Source organism: Streptomyces sp. NPDC096339, from assembly GCF_044762985.1.
GTDB lineage: Bacteria > Actinomycetota > Actinomycetes > Streptomycetales > Streptomycetaceae > Streptomyces.
On record NZ_JBIWFI010000023.1, the window covers coordinates 22,241 to 42,756 of the forward strand.

The 20,516-nt window shown below is 70.1% G+C and carries 20 protein-coding genes; 12 read left to right on the top strand and 8 right to left on the bottom strand.

Annotated elements, in window-relative coordinates; genetic code table 11:
• Positions 1–179: 179 nt before the first annotated feature.
• The 4 genes from opcA to tkt are packed head-to-tail and all read right to left on the bottom strand — an operon-like array spanning position 180 to position 5,968.
• On the bottom strand, positions 180–1,199 hold the full coding sequence (opcA, locus tag ACIQ5Y_RS25630; protein WP_403884867.1) for a glucose-6-phosphate dehydrogenase assembly protein OpcA: 1,020 nt from the start codon (positions 1,197–1,199) through the stop codon (positions 180–182).
• On the bottom strand, positions 1,196–2,722 hold the full coding sequence (gene zwf, locus ACIQ5Y_RS25635) for a glucose-6-phosphate dehydrogenase (RefSeq protein ID WP_403884870.1): 1,527 nt from the start codon (positions 2,720–2,722) through the stop codon (positions 1,196–1,198). The genes opcA and zwf overlap by 4 nt, the downstream gene beginning before the upstream one ends.
• A 5-nt stretch (positions 2,723–2,727) precedes the next feature.
• Entirely contained in the window at positions 2,728–3,846 is a 1,119-nt protein-coding gene (tal, locus tag ACIQ5Y_RS25640; protein WP_403884873.1) for a transaldolase, read from the bottom strand.
• A 34-nt stretch (positions 3,847–3,880) separates the two neighbouring features.
• Positions 3,881–5,968 (bottom strand): transketolase, encoded by a 2,088-nt coding sequence (gene tkt, locus ACIQ5Y_RS25645; RefSeq protein WP_403884876.1) that lies wholly within the window; start codon positions 5,966–5,968, stop codon positions 3,881–3,883.
• A 246-nt stretch (positions 5,969–6,214) separates the two neighbouring features.
• On the opposite strand from tkt, the gene ACIQ5Y_RS25650 reads away from it, so the two are divergent.
• The 3 genes from ACIQ5Y_RS25650 to ACIQ5Y_RS25660 all read left to right on the top strand — a co-directional run bounded on the left by ACIQ5Y_RS25650 (position 6,215) and on the right by ACIQ5Y_RS25660 (position 8,734).
• Complete coding sequence (locus ACIQ5Y_RS25650; RefSeq protein ID WP_384753289.1) at positions 6,215–7,156, top strand: heme o synthase; 942 nt, start codon at positions 6,215–6,217, stop codon at positions 7,154–7,156.
• Between the two features lie 15 nt (positions 7,157–7,171).
• Positions 7,172–7,540 carry a hypothetical protein gene (locus ACIQ5Y_RS25655; protein ID WP_403884879.1) on the top strand — a complete coding sequence of 123 codons (369 nt, stop codon included), beginning with the start codon at positions 7,172–7,174 and terminating at the stop codon, positions 7,538–7,540.
• A 117-nt stretch (positions 7,541–7,657) separates the two neighbouring features.
• Positions 7,658–8,734: an amidohydrolase gene (locus ACIQ5Y_RS25660; RefSeq protein WP_403884882.1), complete on the top strand. Its 1,077-nt coding sequence runs from the start codon at positions 7,658–7,660 to the stop codon at positions 8,732–8,734.
• A 17-nt stretch (positions 8,735–8,751) separates the two neighbouring features.
• On the opposite strand, the gene ACIQ5Y_RS25665 is transcribed toward ACIQ5Y_RS25660, so the two are convergent.
• From ACIQ5Y_RS25665 to ACIQ5Y_RS25680, 4 genes are all read right to left on the bottom strand, one after another.
• Positions 8,752–9,741 carry a heme A synthase gene (locus ACIQ5Y_RS25665; RefSeq protein WP_403884885.1) on the bottom strand — a complete coding sequence of 330 codons (990 nt, stop codon included), beginning with the start codon at positions 9,739–9,741 and terminating at the stop codon, positions 8,752–8,754.
• Positions 9,742–9,745: 4 nt separating this feature from the next.
• Positions 9,746–10,870 carry a hypothetical protein gene (locus tag ACIQ5Y_RS25670; RefSeq protein ID WP_403884888.1) on the bottom strand — a complete coding sequence of 375 codons (1,125 nt, stop codon included), beginning with the start codon at positions 10,868–10,870 and terminating at the stop codon, positions 9,746–9,748.
• A 68-nt stretch (positions 10,871–10,938) separates the two neighbouring features.
• Complete coding sequence (locus ACIQ5Y_RS25675; protein ID WP_403884891.1) at positions 10,939–11,706, bottom strand: ABC transporter permease; 768 nt, start codon at positions 11,704–11,706, stop codon at positions 10,939–10,941.
• Between the two features lie 88 nt (positions 11,707–11,794).
• Positions 11,795–12,721 carry an ABC transporter ATP-binding protein gene (locus tag ACIQ5Y_RS25680; protein WP_403884894.1) on the bottom strand — a complete coding sequence of 309 codons (927 nt, stop codon included), beginning with the start codon at positions 12,719–12,721 and terminating at the stop codon, positions 11,795–11,797.
• A gap of 122 nt (positions 12,722–12,843) precedes the next feature.
• On the opposite strand from ACIQ5Y_RS25680, the gene ACIQ5Y_RS25685 reads away from it, so the two are divergent.
• The 9 genes from ACIQ5Y_RS25685 (at position 12,844) to ACIQ5Y_RS25725 (ending at position 20,309) form a co-directional block, all read left to right on the top strand.
• Positions 12,844–13,635 (top strand): formate/nitrite transporter family protein, encoded by a 792-nt coding sequence (locus ACIQ5Y_RS25685; RefSeq protein ID WP_403884897.1) that lies wholly within the window; start codon positions 12,844–12,846, stop codon positions 13,633–13,635.
• A gap of 101 nt (positions 13,636–13,736) precedes the next feature.
• Complete coding sequence (locus tag ACIQ5Y_RS25690; RefSeq protein WP_403884900.1) at positions 13,737–14,498, top strand: helix-turn-helix transcriptional regulator; 762 nt, start codon at positions 13,737–13,739, stop codon at positions 14,496–14,498.
• Positions 14,495–15,910, top strand: a complete 1,416-nt coding sequence (sufB, locus tag ACIQ5Y_RS25695; protein ID WP_007263439.1) for a Fe-S cluster assembly protein SufB — start codon at positions 14,495–14,497, stop codon at positions 15,908–15,910. Before ACIQ5Y_RS25690 ends, sufB begins: the two co-directional genes overlap by 4 nt.
• 60 nt (positions 15,911–15,970) lie before the next feature.
• Positions 15,971–17,149 (top strand): Fe-S cluster assembly protein SufD, encoded by a 1,179-nt coding sequence (gene sufD / locus ACIQ5Y_RS25700; protein WP_403884903.1) that lies wholly within the window; start codon positions 15,971–15,973, stop codon positions 17,147–17,149.
• Positions 17,149–17,466, top strand: coding sequence for a bifunctional 3-phenylpropionate/cinnamic acid dioxygenase ferredoxin subunit (locus ACIQ5Y_RS25705; protein WP_403884906.1), 318 nt, complete (start codon positions 17,149–17,151; stop codon positions 17,464–17,466). Before sufD ends, ACIQ5Y_RS25705 begins: the two co-directional genes overlap by 1 nt.
• Before the next feature lie 7 nt (positions 17,467–17,473).
• A complete protein-coding gene (sufC, locus tag ACIQ5Y_RS25710) occupies positions 17,474–18,238 on the top strand; it encodes a Fe-S cluster assembly ATPase SufC (RefSeq protein WP_327282841.1) in 765 nt (254 codons plus the stop codon).
• On the top strand, positions 18,235–19,491 hold the full coding sequence (locus ACIQ5Y_RS25715) for a cysteine desulfurase (protein WP_384753262.1): 1,257 nt from the start codon (positions 18,235–18,237) through the stop codon (positions 19,489–19,491). The genes sufC and ACIQ5Y_RS25715 overlap by 4 nt, the downstream gene beginning before the upstream one ends.
• 15 nt (positions 19,492–19,506) lie before the next feature.
• Positions 19,507–19,968 (top strand): Fe-S cluster assembly sulfur transfer protein SufU, encoded by a 462-nt coding sequence (gene sufU, locus ACIQ5Y_RS25720; protein WP_384592050.1) that lies wholly within the window; start codon positions 19,507–19,509, stop codon positions 19,966–19,968.
• Positions 19,965–20,309 carry a metal-sulfur cluster assembly factor gene (locus ACIQ5Y_RS25725; RefSeq protein WP_356513768.1) on the top strand — a complete coding sequence of 115 codons (345 nt, stop codon included), beginning with the start codon at positions 19,965–19,967 and terminating at the stop codon, positions 20,307–20,309. Before sufU ends, ACIQ5Y_RS25725 begins: the two co-directional genes overlap by 4 nt.
• Positions 20,310–20,516: the final 207 nt, after the last annotated feature.

Sequence of the window (20,516 nt, forward strand, 5' to 3'; positions counted from 1 at the left end):
CGTTCCCCACCCCGCCCCTTCCCGAAACCGGGGGCTCCGCCCCGGACCCCCGCGCCTCAAACGCCGGCGAGGCTGGATTTTCCAGCCCGTCCGGCGTTTGAGGACCGGGGTCTGGGGCGGAGCCCCAGGGAACGGAGGAAGGGCGGGTAGGGGACCGCTCCGCGCAGCGGCCGCCCGTACTACTTGGCCGCGGCCTTCTTCGCCGGCTTCGGCGCCGGCTTCGCGGGCTCGGCCTTGGCCGGGGCTTCGGCCGGGGCCGCCGCCGGCGCCGGCGCCGGGTTCAGGCGGTCGACGCCGAACTTCAGCGAGGCCTCGTACGTGTTGTCCGGGTCCAGGCGGCGGAGTTCCTCCGCCAGGAGCTCGGCCGTGTCACGGCGCTTCAGCGCCACCGCACGGTCCGGCTGCCCCGGCATGCACAGCGTGGCCAGCGCCCCGTCCGCCCGGTCCAGGACGATCGCGCCGTCCTTGGTCTCCAGGCGTACCGCCGTCAGGCCCGGGCCCGGGGACGGGGTCCGCTTGACGGGGACCTGGAGCCGGTCCGCCAGCCACATGGCCAGCAGTTCGCAGCTCGGGTTCTCGCCCTCGCCCTCGACGGTCGCCGAGGCGACCTTCAGGGCCTGCTGGTCCAGCGCGGCGGCCAGCATCGAGCGCCACGGGGTGATCCGCGTCCACGACAGGTCCGTGTCCCCGGGGGCGTACGCCTCGGCGCGGGCGCCGAGTGCCCCGATCGGGTTCTCGGAGGAGTACGTGTCCGTGATCCGGCGCTGTCCGAGCGCACCCAGCGGGTCGCCCGCCAGGTCCGCCGGGGCGCCCTCCGGCCACCAGACGACCACGGGGGCGTCCGGGAGGAGCAACGGGAGAACCACCGACTGGGCGTGGTCGACCAGTTCGCCGTGAAGGCGGAGCACGACCGTCTCGCCGGAGCCGGAGTCGGCCCCGACGCGGATCTCCGCGTCGAGACGGGCACCCTGGCGGCTGCGCGGCGAGCGGCTGACCCGCTTGATGACGACGACGATCCGCGAGGGGTGTTCGTGGGACGCGTCGTTCGCCGACTTGAGAGCGTCGTACGCGTTCTCTTCGTCGGTCACGATCACCAGCGTGAGGACCATGCCGATGGCCGGCGTGCCGATGTCCCGGCGTGCCTGCACCATCGCGGCATTGATCTTGCTGGAGTTGGTCTCCGTGAGGTCGATCTTCATGGCCGGCGCCAGCTCCGTCCGTCTCGTGCGAGCATCTCGTCCGCCTCGACCGGCCCCCAGGTGCCCGCCGGGTACTGCGCGGGCTTGCCGTGCTTGTCCCAGTACTCCTCGATCGGGTCGAGGATGTTCCAGGACAGTTCGACCTCCTGGTGACGCGGGAAGAGGTTCGCGTCGCCCAGCAGCACATCGAGGATGAGCCGCTCGTACGCCTCGGGGCTCGACTCCGTGAAGGACTCGCCGTAGGCGAAGTCCATCGTCACGTCGCGGACCTCCATGGAGGTGCCCGGGACCTTGGAGCCGAAGCGGACCGTGACGCCCTCGTCCGGCTGGACCCGGATGACCAGGGCGTTCTGCCCCAGCTCCTCGGTAGCGCCCGACTCGAACGGGAGGTACGGGGCCCGCTTGAAGACCACCGCGATCTCCGTCACCCGGCGGCCCAGGCGCTTGCCCGTCCGCAGGTAGAAGGGGACGCCCGCCCAGCGGCGGTTGTTGATCTCCAGGCGGATGGCCGCATAGGTGTCGGTCTTCGACTTGGGGTCGATGCCGTCCTCTTCGAGGTACCCGACGACCTTCTCGCCGCCCTGCCACGCGGCCGCGTACTGGCCGCGCACGGTGTGCTTGCCCAGGTCCTCCGGCAGTTGCACCGCCGTCAGCACCTTGAGCTTCTCCGCCACCAGCGCCTTGGGGTGGAAGGAGCCGGGCTCCTCCATCGCGGTCAGCGCGAGCAGCTGGAGCAGGTGGTTCTGGATGACGTCACGGGCGGCGCCGATGCCGTCGTAGTACCCGGCCCGGCCGCCGATGCCGATGTCCTCGGCCATCGTGATCTGGACGTGGTCGACGTACGACCGGTTCCAGATCGGCTCGAACATGGTGTTGGCGAAGCGGAGCGCCAGGATGTTCTGGACGGTCTCCTTGCCGAGGTAGTGGTCGATCCGGAAGACCTCGTCACGCGGGAAGACCTCGTGGACGACCTTGTTGAGTTCCTCGGCGCTCTTCAGGTCGTGGCCGAAGGGCTTCTCGATGACGGCACGCCGCCAGGAGCCCTCCTTCTGCGCCAGCCCGTGGTTCTTGAGCTGCTGGACCACCTTGGGGAAGAACTTCGGCGGCACGGACAGGTAGAAGGCGAAGTTGCCACCCGTACCCTGCGCCTTGTCGAGGTCGTCGATCGTCGACTTCAGCGTCTCGAAGGCCGCGTCGTCGTCGAAGTCGCCCTGCACGAACCGGCAGCCCTGCACCAGCTGCTGCCAGACCTCCTCCCGGAAGGGGGTGCGCGAGTGCTGCTTGACGGCCTCGTACACCTCCTGTGCGAAGTCCTCGTGCTCCCACTCGCGGCGGGCGAAGCCGATCAGCGAGAAGCCCGGCGGGAGCAGGCCGCGGTTGGCGAGGTCGTAGACGGCAGGCATCAGCTTCTTGCGCGACAGGTCACCCGTAACGCCGAAAATGACCAGGCCGGACGGCCCCGCGATGCGCGGGAGCCGCCGGTCCTGTGCGTCACGAAGCGGGTTCGCTCCGTTTACAGACAAGGTGTTCAGGCCTCCGTGGGGGCGAGGCGCTCAAGCTCCGCCTCGGTCGACTTCAGCAGGTCGTTCCAGGACGCCTCGAACTTCTCGACGCCCTCGTCTTCCAGCAGCTGAACGACATCGTCGTACGAGATGCCCAGCTTCGCGACCGCGTCGAGCTCGGCGCGGGCCTGCTCGTAGGTGCCGCGCACGGTGTCACCCGTGATCTGCCCGTGGTCGGCGGTGGCCTCCAGAGTGGCCTCCGGCATGGTGTTCACCGTGTTCGGGGCGACCAGGTCGTCCACGTACAGGGTGTCCTTGTACGCCGGGTCCTTGACGCCGGTCGAGGCCCACAGCGCGCGCTGCTTGTTGGCGCCGTGCTTCTCCAGGGCGGTCCAGCGGTCCGAGGAGAAGACCTCCTCGTAGGCCTCGTAGGCCAGACGGGCGTTGGCGAGGGCCGCCTTGCCCTTGAGGGCCTTTGCCTCGTCGGTGCCGACGGCGTCCAGACGCTTGTCGATCTCGGTGTCCACGCGGGACACGAAGAAGGAGGCGACCGAGTGGATCAGGGAGAGGTCCAGGCCGGCGGCCTTGGCCTTCTCCAGACCCGCCAGGTACGCGTCCATGACCTCGCGGTAGCGCTCAAGCGAGAAGATCAGCGTGACGTTGACGCTGATGCCCTTGCCGATGACCTCGGTGATCGCCGGCAGGCCGGCCTTGGTCGCCGGGATCTTGATCAGCGTGTTGGGGCGGTCCACCAGCCAGGCGAGCTGCTTGGCCTCGGCGATGGTCGCCGCCGTCTGGTGGGCCAGACGGGGGTCGACCTCGATCGACACGCGGCCGTCCTGGCCGTCGGTGCGGTCGTAGACCGGGCGCAGGATGTCGGCGGCGTCGCGGACGTCCGCCGTGGTGATCATGCGCAGGGCCTCGTCGACGGTGACCTTGCGGGTGGCGAGGTCGGTGAGCTGCTGCTCGTAGCCCTCGCCGCCGCTGATCGCCTTCTGGAAGATCGCCGGGTTGGTGGTGACACCGACCACGTGCGACTGGTCGATGAGCTCCGCCAGGTTGCCGGACGTGATGCGCTTGCGGGACAGGTCGTCCAGCCAGATCGCCACGCCCTCGTCGGAGAGGCGCTTGAGTGCGTCTGTCATGGGAATTGCATCTCCTACTGGTCTTGTACGGGCGTCAGCGCGCGGCGGCGGCGAGCGAGGCCTTGGCGGCTGCGGTCACGGCCTCGGCGGTGAAGCCGAACTCGCGGAACAGCACCTTCGCGTCGGCGGAGGCACCGAAGTGCTCCAGCGACACGATGCGGCCGGCGTCGCCGACGTACCGGTGCCAGGTCAGGCCGATGCCCGCCTCGACCGCGACACGGGCCTTCACCGAGGAGGGCAGGACGCTGTCCTTGTACTCCTGGTCCTGCTCCTCGAACCACTCGACCGACGGCATGGAGACGACGCGGGTCGGGATGCCCTCGGCCTGGAGCTGCTCGCGGGCCTCGACGGCCAGGTGCACCTCGGAGCCGGTGCCGATGAGGACGACCTGGGCGTCGCCGCCGTCCGCCTCGAAGAGCACGTAGCCGCCCTTGGCCGCGTCCTCGTTGCGCTCGTAGGTCGGCACGCCCTGGCGGGTCAGCGCCAGACCGTGCGGGGCGCCCTTGCCGAACACCTTGGTGTGGCGGGTGAGGATCTCGCGCCAGGCTACGGCGGTCTCGTTCGCGTCGGCCGGGCGGACGATGTTCAGGCCCGGGATGGCGCGCAGCGAGGCCAGGTGCTCGACCGGCTGGTGGGTCGGGCCGTCCTCGCCGAGACCGATGGAGTCGTGCGTCCACACGTAGGTCACCGGCAGGTGCATCAGCGCGGAGAGGCGGACGGCGTTGCGCATGTAGTCGGAGAACACCAGGAAGGTGCCGCCGTAGATGCGGGTGTGGCCGTGCAGGGCGATGCCGTTCATGGCCGCGGCCATGGCGTGCTCGCGGATGCCGAAGTGGATGGTGCGGCCGTACGGGTCGGCCTCCGGCAGCGGGTTGCCCACCGGCAGGAACGAGGAGTTCTTGTCGATGGTGGTGTTGTTGGAGCCGGCCAGGTCGGCCGAGCCGCCCCACAGCTCCGGGATGACCGCGCCGAGCGCCTCGAGCACCTTGCCGGAGGCGGCGCGGGTCGCGAGGCCCTTGCCCGCCTCGAAGGCGGGGAGCTTGTCCTCCCAGCCCGCGGGCAGCTCGTTGGCGTTGACGCGGTCGAACTCGGCGGCGCGCTCCGGGTGGGCGGTGCGCCAGGCGGAGAACTCCTTCTCCCACTCGGCGCGGGCCTCGCGGCCGCGGTCCCCGAGGGCGCGGGTGTGCGAGATGACCTCGTCGGAGACCTCGAAGGTCTGCTCCGGGTCGAAGCCGAGGACGCGCTTGGTGGCGGCGACCTCGTCGTCGCCGAGGGCCGAGCCGTGCGAGGCCTCGGTGCCCTGGGCGTGCGGGGCGGGCCAGGCGATGATCGAGCGGGCCGCGATGAAGGACGGGCGGCCGGTCTCGGCCTTGGCGGCCTGGAGGGCGGCGAACAGGGCCTTCGGGTCGAGGTCGCCGTTCTCCTGCTGCTCGACGCGCTGGACGTGCCAGCCGTACGCCTCGTAGCGCTTCATGGTGTCCTCGGAGACGGCCGTCTCCGTGTCACCCTCGATGGAGATGTGGTTGTCGTCCCACAGGAGCACCAGGTTGCCGAGCTTCTGGTGGCCGGCGAGGGCGGACGCCTCGTGGGAGATGCCCTCCTGGAGGCAGCCGTCACCCGCGATCGCGTAGACCATGTGGTCGAACGGGGAGGTGCCCGGGGCGGCCTGCGGGTCGAACAGACCGCGCTCGTAGCGGGCGGCCATGGCCATGCCCACCGCGTTGGCGATGCCCTGGCCGAGGGGGCCGGTGGTGGTCTCGACGCCGGCCGTGTGGCCGTACTCCGGGTGACCGGGGGTCTTGGAGCCCCAGGTGCGGAACGCCTTGAGGTCGTCCAGTTCCAGCCCGAACCCGCCGAGGTACAGCTGGGTGTAGAGGGTGAGGGACGAGTGCCCCGCGGAGAGCACGAAACGGTCGCGGCCCACCCACTCGGGGTCGGCCGGGTCGTGCCGCATGACCTTCTGGAAAAGGGTGTACGCGGCGGGGGCCAGGCTCATGGCCGTACCGGGGTGCCCGTTTCCGACCTTCTGGACCGCGTCAGCGGCCAGAACGCGGGCGGTGTCGACGGCCCGCTGGTCCAGTTCGGTCCATTCGAGCTCTGTGGTCGTCGGCTTGGTGCTCACCGTGAGTCAGGGCTCCTCTCCACATGTCTGAATCCCGGTGACGAACGGTGCACCGGCGCGATTCCGAGCCTACCCCCGCAACGGCGTGCAGCTATTCGAGTGCCCACACTCCGTCACCTGTCGTTCACCTCCGTTCGGGCCAACACGACGCGACCCCCGCGCAGGGCGACGTAAGACCAACGTCTACAGTGGCGTGGTACGTGCAAGCCCTTACGGAGCTTGCTGGTTTCTCTCTCAGGGGTGCGTGTGACGGCCGTCGAATCCCGTCCAGCGGGGGTGCTCGGGACGAGCCCCGGTCACCGGCCGTTCGGGGCCCGGGCCATGGCTTTCGTGGCTTTGACCAAGCCGCGGATCATCGAACTTCTGCTGATCACCACAGTCCCGGTGATGTTCCTGGCGGAGCAGGGTGTGCCCTCGCTGTGGCTGGTCCTCGCGACCTGCTTCGGCGGCTACCTGTCCGCCGGCGGCGCCAACGCGCTGAACATGTACATCGACCGCGACATCGACGCGCTGATGGACCGGACCTCGCAGCGCCCCCTGGTGACCGGCATGGTCAGCCCCCGTGAGTGCCTGGCCTTCGGCATCACCCTCGGCGTGGTCTCCACCCTCTTCTTCGGCCTGCTGATCAACTGGCTGTCGGCGGCGCTCGCCCTCGGCGCGCTCCTCTTCTACGTGGTCATCTACACGATGCTGCTGAAGCGGCGCACCGCCCAGAACATCGTCTGGGGCGGCATCGCGGGCTGCATGCCGGTGCTGATCGGCTGGTCCGCGGTCAAGAACGAGGTCTCCTGGGCCGCGGTCATCCTCTTCCTCGTCATCTTCTTCTGGACGCCGCCGCACTACTGGCCGCTGTCGATGAAGGTGAAGGACGACTACGCGCGTGTCGGCGTGCCGATGCTGCCGGTCGTCGCGGGCAACAAGGTCGTGGCGCGGCAGATCGTGCTCTACAGCTGGGTGATGGTCGCCGTCTCGCTGCTGCTGACCCCTCTGGGCTACACGGGCTGGTTCTACACCTCGGTCGCGCTGCTCGCGGGCGGCTGGTGGCTGTGGGAGGCGCACGCGCTGCACGCGCGGGCCAAGGCGGGCGTGACGGGCGCGAAGCTCAAGGAGATGCGCCTGTTCCACTGGTCCATCACCTATGTGTCGCTGCTGTTCGTGGCGGTGGCCGTGGATCCCTTCCTCCGCTGATTACTCGCCGGTAGCATGCCCCTCATGGGAGACACCGCAGACATCGCGGACGCCGCAGGCGCCGCGGACAAGAAGCAGGACCGCAAGGCGGCCAGGCTGGCCAAGCAGATCGCCGCCTTCGCCAAGGAGCACGGCGGCGCCGAGGGCCAGCTCGCCCACATCGGCCAGGCCGGCACCCGCATCGTGCTCGTGGGCACCGACGGCGGCTGGGGCGACCTCGTCGCCCCGTCCTTCGCCGTGGCGCAGCTCGCCGCCGAGAAGGCCGGCCTGACCCTCCACGAGGAGTTCGACGGCGAGTTCGCCGCGCGGGTGAAGACGGGCCCGTACGAGTGGACGCGCATGGCGGGCATCCAGGTCGGCGGAGCCGCCAACCCGGCCGCCTGAACAGGCCCCCGCCGATCCGGTGCCGTCTCGGTCAACAGCGCGAGGAACACCTCACACCCCGCTCACCCGTTAGGACGTGTGGAAGCACCTTCCTCACGTCCGCAACGGGATGCCCGGATGATCGAAACGCCGCCCTTGGTGGACCAGTACTGCCACGGAGTACTCCGGACGGAGCTGGGCCTGGGCACCTTCGAGGCCCAGCTGCTCCCCGCGGCGGGCACGCCCGCCGCGGGCACCACCTTCTTCGACACCCAGACCGGCTTCGCCGTGCGCCGCTGGTGCCCGCCGCTGCTCGGGCTGGAACCGCACGCCGCCCCCGCCCGTTACCTGGCCCGGCGCCGAGAGCTCGGCGCGGCCGAGTCGGCGCGGCTGCTGCTGAGCGGCTCCGGGGTCACCGCCTACCTGGTCGACACCGGAGAGCCCGGGGACCTCACCGGGCCCAAGGAACTGGCGCTCGCCGGGGACGCGGAAGCCTTCGAGGCGGTCCGGCTGGAGTTACTGGCCGAGCAGGCCGCCGATACCTCCGGGACGGTGGCCGCCTTCCTCGCGAACCTCGCCGGGGCCGTCCACCACGCGGCCGCCGGGGCCGCCGCCTTCACCTGCGCCGCCGGCCAGGGCCTCGCAGCCGAGCCGCCCGGGCCCGGCGAGGTGCGCGGGGCGGCCGGGCGGTGGCTGGAGCGGCGGACCAAGGGCGGACCCGTACGGGACCCCGTGCTGCTGCGGCACCTGCTGTGGAGCGCGGTGTCCTCCGGGCTGCCGCTCCAGCTGCGCACGGGCGCGGGGGAGCAGGCCGCGCTGACCGGCTTCGTACGGGCCACCGAGGGCCTGGGCACGCGCCTCGTACTGCTGGGGGAGTACCCGCACCACCGGCACGCGGCGCGGCTGGCCGCGGCCTTCCCGCACGTCTACGCGGACACCGGCCCGGCCCTCGGGCGGACCGGCGCCGGGGCCGCGACGGTACTGGCGGAGCTGCTGGAGCTCGCGCCGTTCGGGAAGCTGATGTTCTCCAGCGGCGCCGGCCGCCTCCCCGAACTGCACGCGGTCGGCGCGCTGGTCTTCCGTGAGGCGCTGCGCCGGGTGCTGGGCGGCTGGGTCGCCGACGGGTCCTGGTCCTGGCGGGACGCCGAACGGGTGGCAGCCATGGTCGCGGCGGGCAATGCCCGCCGCGTGTACCGGCTGGACGAACGGGGGTAGGGGCTCCCCCCGGGAGCTCAGACCGCCGAGAGCTGCGGGTCGCCCTGGGCGGGGACCTCCGCCTGCTCGGCGGGCCGCTCGCGCAGGCTCAGCGCGACCCGGAGCACCGCGATCCACACCAGGCAGGAGCCGAGCATGTGGGCGGCGACCAGGACCTCGGGCAGCTGGGTGAAGTACTGCACGTAACCGATCGCGCCCTGCGCCAGCAGCACGACCAGCAGGTCACGGGCGCGGGCCCGGGTGTCGGCGGGGGCGTCGACCACCCGCAGCGCCAGCCACATCGCCAGGGCCAGGCCGCAGACCGCCCAGGCGGCGATGGCGTGCACGTGGGCGGTGGTCGCCCAGTCGAACGGCATCCGCTTGATCTCGCTGCGGTCGCCGGCGTGCGGTCCGGAACCGGTCACCACCGTGCCCGCCGCGATCAGCACGAAGGAGACCGCGAGCATCGCCCACGACAGCTTGCGCACCGGACCCGGCACGCGCGGCCGGGGGGCGGAGTCGCCCTCACGGGTGCGCTGCCAGGTGATCGTGGTCACGGTGATCAGCGAGGTGGCGAGGAGGAAGTGGCCCGCCACGCTGTACGGGTTGAGCCCCGTCAGGACGGTGATGCCGCCGAGGACCGCGTTGCCCATCACGAGGGCGAACTGCAACCAGCCGAGCTTCGTCAGCGAGTGCCGCCAGGGCTTCGCCGAGCGGGCCGCGAGGATGATCCCGCCGACCGCCGCGCAGAGCACGTACGTCAGCATCCGGTTGCCGAACTCGATGGCACCGTGGAAGCCCTGCGCCTGCGTCACGATCAGGCTGTCGTCCGTGCACTTGGGCCAGGTGTCGCAGCCGAGACCGGATCCGGTCAGCCGTACCGCGCCGCCGGTGACGACGATGAGCACGCTCATGACGAGCGCGGCGGCCGCGGCGCGCCGGACGGTCCGAGGTGACGGTGTCCAGCGGTCGGCGATGTATGCGAATGGGTTCAACACGGCCCCTATCGTATGGGCCGACTTGTGCAAAGTTTCACGAGGGGGTGGTGTCGGGGCCGGAGAGCAGTCGGAACCGGCCCCCCGCCGGGTCTCCCTCCTCGTGCCACCACAGGAGGATGCGCCAGTGGCCGCCGTCCCCCGGGCAGTCCGCCGAGGCCGTGAAGGCGTGCAGCACCTCCGACGCCACGTCCTGCGCCGTCCTGTTCCTGACCTCCGTGGAGCCGCGCCAGGGGTGATCCAGTGCGTTCCACAGCCCGTCGGCGCCGCGGACCTCCACGCGCCACACCGCGAGCCAGGGCGTGACCTCCAGCATCGTGGCCACCTGCTCGGCGCCCAGCCCCAGCCGGGCCGCGATCTCGTCCTCCGCCACCCCCTGGATCCGGGCGGCCACCACGGCCTGCGGGAGCAGCCGCTCGGGCAGCAGCCCCTCCGTGCGCAGCCGGACCAGCGAGGGGAAGGTCAGGAAGCGCAGGCGCAGCTCCAGCTGGCGGCCGATGTGGTCGAGGGCCGCCTCGGCCTCCTCGGACTCCTCCGGGCCGGTGTCCGAGAGCAGCAGCCGGCGGAAGTCCCCCTCCGCGTTCACCGCCCAGGCCACCGCCTCCTCGGCGCGACCCAGCTCCGCGAGGCGGTCCCCGAGGAACACCTTCGCCTGGGCCAGACCCCGCCGGTTGACCGGATCGCGCTGGTCCAGGCCCGACCACACCTCGACGGCGGCGCGGGTCAGGTCACGGGCGCGCTCGCCGGCGGCCCGTTCCATCGCGCTCGGGCCCTCGGAGGACGTCGGCCCCAGCGGGTGCCTGGGCAGCCGGGCCCCGTCGCTCAGCGGCCAGGCGAGCCACACCCCGTGGTTGATCAGCCCGCGCGCGTACCAGCGGGCGAAGTCGGGGGAGTACGGCGCGGCGCGCTCGGAGCTCCGCAGCCCCTCCTCGATCGTGGCGAGGGCGCCCGCGCGGTCCCCGTCGGCGAAGCGCAGGGCGGCCCGGTCGGCCAGCCGCAGCCCCAGCAGAGCGGTGCACTGCGGATCGTCGGTGAGCGGGCGCAGGGCCCCGATCAGCTCGTCGAGCAGTCGCTCGCGCTCGCCGGGCTCCGCGTGCGCCGCCCCCGAGCGCACCCGTGCCCACTGTTCGTCCAGCCGAAGTACGGCCTCCCGCTGCACCATGTCCGCCCCCCGGCTTCATGTGTGGAGGCGCCCATCCTCTCGGCTTTTCCGTCGCGGGGGGAGGGGTTTCATTCCCAGCGGAAGAGCCGCGCGGCGGCGCCCAGGCCGAGTACGGCCCAGGCGGCGAGCACGGCCGCGTCGCCCCACGGCAGCGCCGCCCCGTGCTGGAGCACCTCGCGCAGACCGTCGGACAGGGCCGAGATGGGCAGCAGCCCCAGTACGGCCTGGACGGCGCCGGGGAACTTCTCCAGCGGCACGATCACGCCGCCGCCGATCAGCAGCAGCAGGAACACCAGGTTCGCCGCGGCCAGGGTGATCTCCGCCTTGAGGGTGCCGGCCATCAGCAGCCCGAGGCCCGAGAAGGCGGCGGTGCCGAGCAGGACCAGCGCGGCGACCGACAGCGGGTCGCCGTGCGGGGACCAGCCCAGCGCGAAGGCGATCACCGTCAGCAGCGCGATCTGGAGCACCTCGGTGACCAGCACCGACAGGGTCTTGGCCGCCATCAGCGCCCAGCGCGGCAGCGGGGAGGCCCCGAGCCGCTTGAGGACCCCGTAACGGCGGTCGAAGCCGGTGGCGATGGCCTGGCCGGTGAAGGCGGTGGACATCACGGCGAGGGCCAGGATGCCGGGGGCCAGGAAGTCCACCGACTTCCCGGCTCCCGTGTCGACGATGTCGACGGCCGAGAAGAGGGTCAGCAGCAGCGCCGGGATGATCACGGTCAGCAGCAGCTGCTCCCCGTTGCGCAGCAGCATCCGGGTCTCCAGCGCCGTTTGCGCGAGGACCATGCGGGCGACCGGGGCCGCCCCCGGATTGGGGGTGAACGTACCGGCGCTCATGCGCGCAGCTCCTTACCGGTCAGCTCCAGGCTGTGCCTTCCCGGGGGACAAGCCCCGGACCCCCGGCAGGTGCCGGTTCCGTACGCCGTCATGAACGCAGCTCCTTGCCGGTCAGCTCCAAAAACACGTCTTCGAGGGTGTGCCGCTCCACCGTGAGGCTGCTCGGCATCACGCCGTGCTGCGCGCACCAGGAGGCGACGGTGGCCAGCAGCTGCGGGTCGACGTCGCCGGTGACCCGGTAGGAGCCGGGGAGGAGCTCGGCGGCCTGGGTGCCGTCGGGCAGTGCCTTCAGCAGCGAGGCGAGGTCGAGGGAGGGGCGGCCGGTGAAGCGCAGGGTGTTCTCTGCGCCGCCCCGGCACAGCTGCTCGGGGCTGCCGTGGGCGATGACCCTGCCCGCGTCGACGATGGCGACCTCGTCCGAGAGCTGCTCGGCCTCGTCCATGTGGTGGGTGGTGAGCACGACGGTGACCCCGTCGGCGCGCAGTTCCCGTACGAGGTCCCAGGTCGCGCGGCGGGCCTGCGGGTCGAGGCCGGCCGTGGGCTCGTCCAGGAAGACCAGCTCGGGGCGGCCTACCACGGCCATGGCCAGGGCCAGGCGCTGCTGCTGGCCGCCGGAGAGCCGGCGGTAGGGGGTGCGGCCGCAGCCACCGAGGCCGAGGCGCTCCACCAGCGGGTCCACTTCGAGCGGGTCGGCGTACAGCTTGGCCATGTGCCGCAGCATCTCGACCGCGCGGGCCCCGGAGTAGACGCCTCCGGACTGCAGCATCACGCCGATCCGGGAGCGCAGCGCCCCGGCCTGGGCGACCGGGTCGAGACCGAGGACGCGGACGGTTCCGGCGTCGGGACGGCGGTAGCCCTCGCAGGTTTCCACCGTGGTCGTCTTGCCCGCGCCGTTGGGACCGAGGACCGCGGTGACGGAGGCCCTGGGGACGGTGAGGTCCAGTCCGTCCACCGCTGTCTTGGGGCCGTACCGCTTCACCAGTCCGCGGATCTCCACGGCGGGGTCGTTGCTCATGGGCAATGAGTCTACGGAGCCAGGGAAGGGGCCCTTGGTCCCGGGGGCGCGAGGGTCACGGGCCCGCTCATCGGTGACCTTTTCGCGCCGGAGGGGAGCGGCCGGGGGCCTAGCGTCGAAGGGTGGACAGCATCGCTGAGAACGTCGAAGCAACCTCGGGGCAGGCCGCGCACAAGGCCCATGACCTGGGGCATCCGCCGCGATTCTTCGTATCGGCGGTGCTCGCGGGGGCGTACATCGCCATCGGCGAGGTGCTGCTGCTGGTGGCGGTCTCGCCGTTCGTGGCCCAGGGCTCGGCGGCGGTGAAGCTGCTGGAGGGCGCGGTCTTCCCGATCGCCCTGACGATCGTGATGTTCGCGGGCGCGCAGCTCTTCACGAGCAACGTGATGGTGATGCTGGTCGGTGCCCTGTCCGGCCGGACGGGGATCAAGGACCTGTTCTCCTCGTGGGCCCTGTGCCTGGGCGGCAACCTGCTCGGCGCCTTCGCCTTCGGCGCGATGGTGCACGCCTCCGGGGTGACCTCCACCTCCTCCGCGCGGGCCATGCTCACCGAGATGGTCCACGGGAAGACCGCGCTGAGCGGAGGGCAGCTCTTCTGGCGGGCCGTCCTGTGCAACATGCTCGTCTGCCTGGGCGTCTGGATGTTCACCCGGGCTCGGGGGGACGCGGCGAAGATCTTCGTGCTGTGGCTGCCGGTGGCGGTGTTCGTCGCCGTCGGATTCGAACACTGTGTTGCGAACATGGCCCTCTTCAGTCTCGCGATCCTTGACGGATCGGCGTCTTTGAGTGATCTCCTCCGCAATCTGATGTTCACGGTGCCGGGAAACATCGTGGGCGGAGGACTGCTGGTCGGGGCCGTTTACTGGTTCACGGGAGGGGCTCGCAGAGAAGACGGAATGTTTGCCTCCGAATAACTCTGCGTCCATAAATTAGGTAACCCTTAGTGATGGATGACACCAGGAGTGGCCTCCGTCACGGCTTGTCGGGGCTCGGTTAATTACGCAACAATGGCGTTGTGAAATACGGCGAACGGCAGATCGAGACCCCCCAGGGGGAGCTCGCCACCGGGGAGCGGTCAACCCGCAACCGAGTGGCGCGCTCGATCCTGGACCACGGTCCGTCCACCGTCGCCGACCTCGCCCAGCGCCTCGGCCTCACCCAGGCCGCCGTCCGCCGCCACCTCGACACGCTCGTCGCCGACGACGTGGTCGAACCCCGTGAGCAGCGTGTGTACGGCACGCGCACCCGGGGTCGGCCCGCCAAGGTGTTCGCGCTCACCGACTGCGGCCGGGACGCCTTCGACCAGTCCTACGACACGCTCGCCGCGGACGCCCTGCGCTGGATCGCGCAGTCCGTCGGCGGAGGCGAGCAGGGCGAGGCGGCCGTCGCGGCCTTCGCCCGGTCCCGGATGGAGGCGCAGGCGCGGAGCTACCGGGAAGCCGTCGACGCGGCCGCTCCGGCGGGCCGCACGGAGGCCCTGGCCAAGGCGTTGACCGCGGACGGGTACGCTGCTACGGCGAAGAGCGCTCCCGGTCCGCACAGCGGTGAACAGCTCTGCCAGCACCACTGCCCGGTCGCACACGTCGCCGAGCAGTTCCCGCAGCTCTGCGAGGCGGAGACCGAGGTCTTCTCCCGCCTGCTCGGGACACATGTGCAGCGTCTCGCCACGATCGCCCACGGCGACGGAGTGTGCACGACGTTCATTCCGCGTAGCGCGAGCGCCGCACAGACCGACACATCAGTATCTGCAAGTACGGCCGGGAGGAACCCCGCATGACCACGGAGACTGCTCACCCTGAGCTCGATGGCCTGGGCACCTATGAATACGGCTGGGCCGACTCCGACGCGGCTGGTGCCGCTGCCAAGCGGGGTCTGTCCGAGGACGTCGTCCGCGACATCTCGGCGAAGAAGTCCGAGCCGGAGTGGATGCTGAACCTCCGCCTCAAGGGCCTCAAGCTGTTCGACAAGAAGCCCATGCCGATGTGGGGTTCCGACCTTTCCGGCATCGACTTCGACAACATCAAGTACTTCGTGCGTTCCACCGAGAAGCAGGCCGCTTCCTGGGAGGAACTGCCCGAGGACATCAAGAACACGTACGACAAGCTCGGCATCCCGGAGGCGGAGAAGCAGCGCCTCGTCGCCGGTGTCGCGGCCCAGTACGAGTCCGAGGTCGTCTACCACCAGATCCGCGAGGACCTGGAGGAGCAGGGCGTCATCTTCCTCGACACGGACACCGCGCTCAAGGAGCACCCGGAGCTCTTCCAGGAGTACTTCGGCACGGTCATCCCCGTCGGTGACAACAAGTTCGCCTCGCTGAACACCGCGGTGTGGTCGGGCGGCTCGTTCATCTACGTCCCCAAGGGTGTCCACGTGGACATCCCGCTCCAGGCCTACTTCCGCATCAACACGGAGAACATGGGTCAGTTCGAGCGGACGCTGATCATCGTCGACGAGGACGCCTACGTCCACTACGTCGAGGGCTGCACCGCCCCGATCTACTCCTCGGACTCGCTGCACAGCGCCGTGGTCGAGATCATCGTGAAGAAGGGCGGCCGCTGCCGCTACACGACCATCCAGAACTGGTCGAACAACGTCTACAACCTGGTCACCAAGCGCGCCGTGGCGTACGAGGGCGCGACCATGGAGTGGATCGACGGCAACATCGGTTCCAAGGTCACCATGAAGTACCCGGCCGTCTACCTGATGGGCGAGCACGCCAAGGGCGAGACCCTCTCCATCGCCTTCGCCGGCGAGGGCCAGCACCAGGACGCCGGCTCCAAGATGGTCCACATGGCGCCGAACACCTCCTCGAACATCGTCTCCAAGTCGGTGGCCCGGGGCGGCGGCCGCACCTCCTACCGCGGTCTCGTCGAGATCGGCGAGGGTGCCGCCGGGTCCAAGTCCAACGTGCTGTGCGACGCGCTCCTGGTCGACACGATCTCCCGCTCGGACACCTACCCCTACGTGGACGTCCGCGAGGACGACGTCACGATGGGCCACGAGGCCACCGTCTCCAAGGTCTCCGACGACCAGCTCTTCTACCTGATGCAGCGCGGGCTCACCGAGTTCGAGGCCATGGCCATGATCGTGCGCGGCTTCGTCGAGCCGATCGCGAAGGAGCTGCCCATGGAGTACGCGCTGGAGCTGAACCGGCTGATCGAGCTGCAGATGGAGGGTTCGGTCGGCTAGTCCCGACCGCCCCGCCCCGCAGCACATTCTTTGACGAAGGAAGAGAGCAAGACGACAGCCATGGCTGAGGCTCAGAACATTCCGGCGGGCTCCACCACCGCCGGCGCGATCGCGGTGGCCGCAGAGTCCACCGTCGCCACCCGGATGAGCGCGCCCCCGTCCTTCGACGTGGCCGACTTCCCGGTCCCGCACGGCCGCGAGGAGGAGTGGCGGTTCACCCCGCTGGCCCGCCTCAAGGGTCTGCACGACGGCACCGCGGTCGCCAACGGCACCATGAAGGCCCAGATCGAGGCGCCCGACGGCGTGACCGTCGAGTCCGTCGAGCGCGGCGACGAGCGGATCGGCAAGGCCGGCACCCCCGTCGACCGCGTCTCCGCCCAGGCCTTCTCCTCGTTCGCCAAGGCCACGGTCGTCACCGTGCCCAAGGAGACCGTGCTCGTCGAGCCCATCCGGGTCGCGCTGCACGGCGAGGGCGGCACGACCTTCGGTCACACCGTCTTCGACATCAAGCCGTTCGCCGAGGCGATCATCGTGATCGACCACACCGGTGACGGCGTGCGCGCCGCCAACGTCGACATCCTCGTCGGCGACGGCGCCAAGGTGACCTTCGTGTCCGTCCAGGACTGGGACGACACCGCCGTCCACACCTCGCAGCACAACGCCCTGATCGGCCGCGACGCGAGCTTCAAGTCCGTGGTCGTCACCTTCGGCGGCGACCTGGTGCGCCTGCACCCGCGCGTCAGCTACGCGGGCCCCGGCGGCGAGGCCGAGATGCTCGGCCTGTACTTCACGGACGCCGGCCAGCACCAGGAGCACCGCCTCCTGGTCACGCACGACGCCCCGCACTGCAAGTCCAACGTGGTCTACAAGGGCGCGCTCCAGGGCCAGGACGCCCACGCCGTCTGGATCGGTGACGTGCTCATCGAGAAGACCGCCGAGGGCACCGACACCTACGAGATGAACCGCAACCTCGTCCTCACGGACGGCGCGCGGGTCGACTCGGTGCCGAACCTGGAGATCGAGACCGGCGAGATCGTCGGCGCCGGCCACGCCTCCGCCACCGGTCGCTTCGACGACGAGCAGCTCTTCTACCTCCAGGCCCGAGGCATCCCGGCCGACGAGGCCCGCCGTCTGGTCGTGCGCGGCTTCTTCGCCGAGCTCGTCCAGCAGATCGGTGTCCCGGACATCGAGGAGCGCCTGATCGCGAAGATCGAGGCCGAGCTGGCGGCGGCCGTCTGATGAGCTTCGTAAAGGTCTGCGCGCTGAGCGAGCTCGAGGAGAACACCCCCAAGCGGGTGGAACTCGACGGCACGCCCATGTCCATCGTCTCCACCGACGGGGAGGTGTTCGCGATCAACGACATCTGCTCGCACGCGAACGTCTCCCTCTCGGAGGGCGAGGTCGAGGACTGCATGATCGAGTGCTGGCTGCACGGGTCGGCCTTCGACCTGCGCACCGGCAAGCCCTCCGGTCTGCCCGCGACGCGCCCCGTACCCGTTTACCCCGTAAAGATCGAAGGGGACGACGTGCTCGTCTCCCTCACCCAGGAGTCCTGAGGTATCCATGGCAACGCTTGAAATCCACGACCTGCACGTCTCCGTCGAGGCCGAGAACGGCGCCCGCGAGATCCTCAAGGGCGTCGACCTCACCGTCAAGCAGGGTGAGACGCACGCCATCATGGGTCCGAACGGCTCCGGGAAGTCCACGCTGGCGTACTCGCTGGCCGGTCACCCGAAGTACACGATCACCGGCGGCACGGTGACCCTCGACGGCGAAGACGTCCTGGAGATGTCCGTCGACGAGCGCGCCCGCGCCGGCGTCTTCCTCGCCATGCAGTACCCGGTCGAGGTCCCCGGCGTCTCGGTCTCCAACTTCCTGCGCACCTCCGCCACCGCCATCCGCGGCGAGGCCCCGAAGCTGCGCACCTGGGTGAAGGAGGTCAAGTCCGCGATGGAGCAGCTCCAGATGGACCCGGCCTTCGCCGAGCGCAACGTCAACGAGGGCTTCTCCGGCGGTGAGAAGAAGCGCCACGAGATCCTCCAGCTGGAGCTCCTCAAGCCGAAGATCGCGATCCTCGACGAGACCGACTCCGGCCTCGACGTCGACGCCCTGCGCATCGTCTCCGAGGGCGTCAACCGCGTCCGCGAGAGCGGTGAGGTCGGCACCCTGCTGATCACCCACTACACGCGCATCCTGCGCTACATCAAGCCCGACTTCGTGCACGTGTTCGCGAACGGCCGCATCGCCGAGTCCGGTGGCGCCGAGCTGGCGGACCAGCTGGAGGCCGAGGGCTACGACAAGTACGTGAAGGGTGGCGCGACCGCGTGACACAGCTGCCCGGCCTCCTCGACATCGAGGCGATCCGCAAGGACTTCCCCCTGCTGGATCGTGTGGTCCACGACGGGAAGAAGATCGTTTACCTGGACAACGCTGCGACCTCGCAGAAGCCGCGCCAGGTACTCGACGCGCTGAACGCCTACTACGAACGGCACAACGCCAACGTCCACCGCGGCGTGCACGTGCTCGCCGAGGAGGCCACGGCACTGTACGAGGGCGCCCGCGACAAGGTCGCCGCCTTCATCAACGCGCCGAGCCGCGACGAGGTGATCTTCACGAAGAACGCCTCGGAGTCGCTCAACCTGGTCGCGAACATGCTCGGCTGGGCCGACGAGCCCTACCGGGTCGACCGCGACACCGAGATCGCCATCACCGAGATGGAGCACCACTCCAACATCGTTCCGTGGCAGCTGCTGGCGCAGCGCACCGGCGCGAAGCTGAAGTGGTTCGGCCTCACCGACGACGGCCGGCTCGACCTGTCCAACATCGAAGAGGTCATCACGGAGAAGACGAAGATCGTCTCCTTCACGCTGGTCTCCAACATCATGGGCACGGTCAACCCGGTCGAGGCGATCGTCCGGCGCGCGCAGGACGTCGGCGCGCTGGTGCTGATCGACGCCTCGCAGGCCGCTCCGCACATGCCGCTGGACGTGCAGGCGCTCGGCGCCGACTTCGTGGCCTTCACCGGCCACAAGATGTGCGGCCCGACCGGCATCGGCGTCCTGTGGGGCCGCCAGGAGCTCCTGGAGGACCTGCCTCCGTTCCTCGGCGGCGGCGAGATGATCGAGACCGTGTCGATGCACGCCTCGACGTACGCGCCGGCACCCCACAAGTTCGAGGCGGGTACGCCCCCGATCGCCCAGGCCGTCGGCCTCGGCGCGGCCGTGGACTACCTGACCGCGATCGGCATGGACAAGATCGCAGCTCACGAGCACGCGATCACCGAGTACGCGATCAAGCGGCTCGCCGAGGTGCCCGACCTGCGGATCATCGGCCCCACCACGGCCGAGGACCGCGGCGCCGCGATCTCCTTCGTGCTGGGCGACATCCACCCGCACGACGTCGGCCAGGTGCTCGACGAGCAGGGCATCGCGGTCCGCGTGGGACACCACTGCGCCCGCCCGGTCTGCCTGCGGTACGGAATTCCGGCGACCACGCGAGCGTCTTTCTACCTGTACTCCTCTCCCGCCGATGTCGACGCGCTCATCGACGGGCTGGAGCACGTACGGAACTTCTTCGGCTGACAGGACGAGGACGCTGTGAAGCTGGATTCGATGTACCAGGAACTGATCCTGGACCACTACAAGCACCCGCACGGGCGTGGCCTGCGCGACGGTGACGCCGAGGTGCACCACGTCAACCCGACGTGCGGCGATGAGATCACGCTCCGCGTGAAGTACGACGGCGAGACGCTGACGGATGTCTCGTACGAGGGCAACGGCTGCTCCATCAGCCAGGCCAGCGCGTCCGTGCTCAACGAGCTGCTGGTCGGCAAGGAGCTGGCCGAGGCGCAGAAGATCCAGGCCGTGTTCCTGGAGATGATGCAGTCCAAGGGCAAGATCGAGCCCGACGAGGCCATGGAGGAGGTGCTGGAGGACGCGGTCGCGTTCGTCGGCGTCTCCAAGTACCCGGCTCGCGTGAAGTGTGCTCTGCTGAGTTGGATGGCGTGGAAGGACGCGACGGCCCAGGCTCTGGGCGACGCGGAGAGGAAGACGGCATGACCGAGAACGCGACGCCCGAGGCGTCGACCAAGCCGGCCACCGAGGAAGAGGTCCGCGAGGCCCTCTACGACGTGGTCGACCCCGAGCTGGGCATCGACGTCGTCAACCTGGGCCTGATCTACGGCATCCACATCGACGACGCGAACATCGCCACCCTCGACATGACCCTGACCTCGGCGGCCTGCCCGCTGACGGACGTCATCGAGGACCAGGCGAAGTCGGCGACTGACGGCATCGTCAGCGAACTCCGGATCAACTGGGTCTGGATGCCGCCGTGGGGCCCGGACAAGATCACGGACGACGGTCGTGAGCAGCTCCGCGCGCTCGGCTTCAACGTCTGATCATGCGCCTTCGAGGGCCCCCGGCACGGTCGTGCCGGGGGCCCTCGCTGTTCTCCGGGCCGACAAGTGACGTGCACCGGGAGTTGGCCACGCCGGCCGAATCTTCTCGATGGTCGTCACGGAGTGACGCCGTGAGGGAGAGGACGCCACCTTGAAGAAGCAGCTCGGAATCGCGAGTACCGCGGGGATCGCGGCACTGATCGTCGC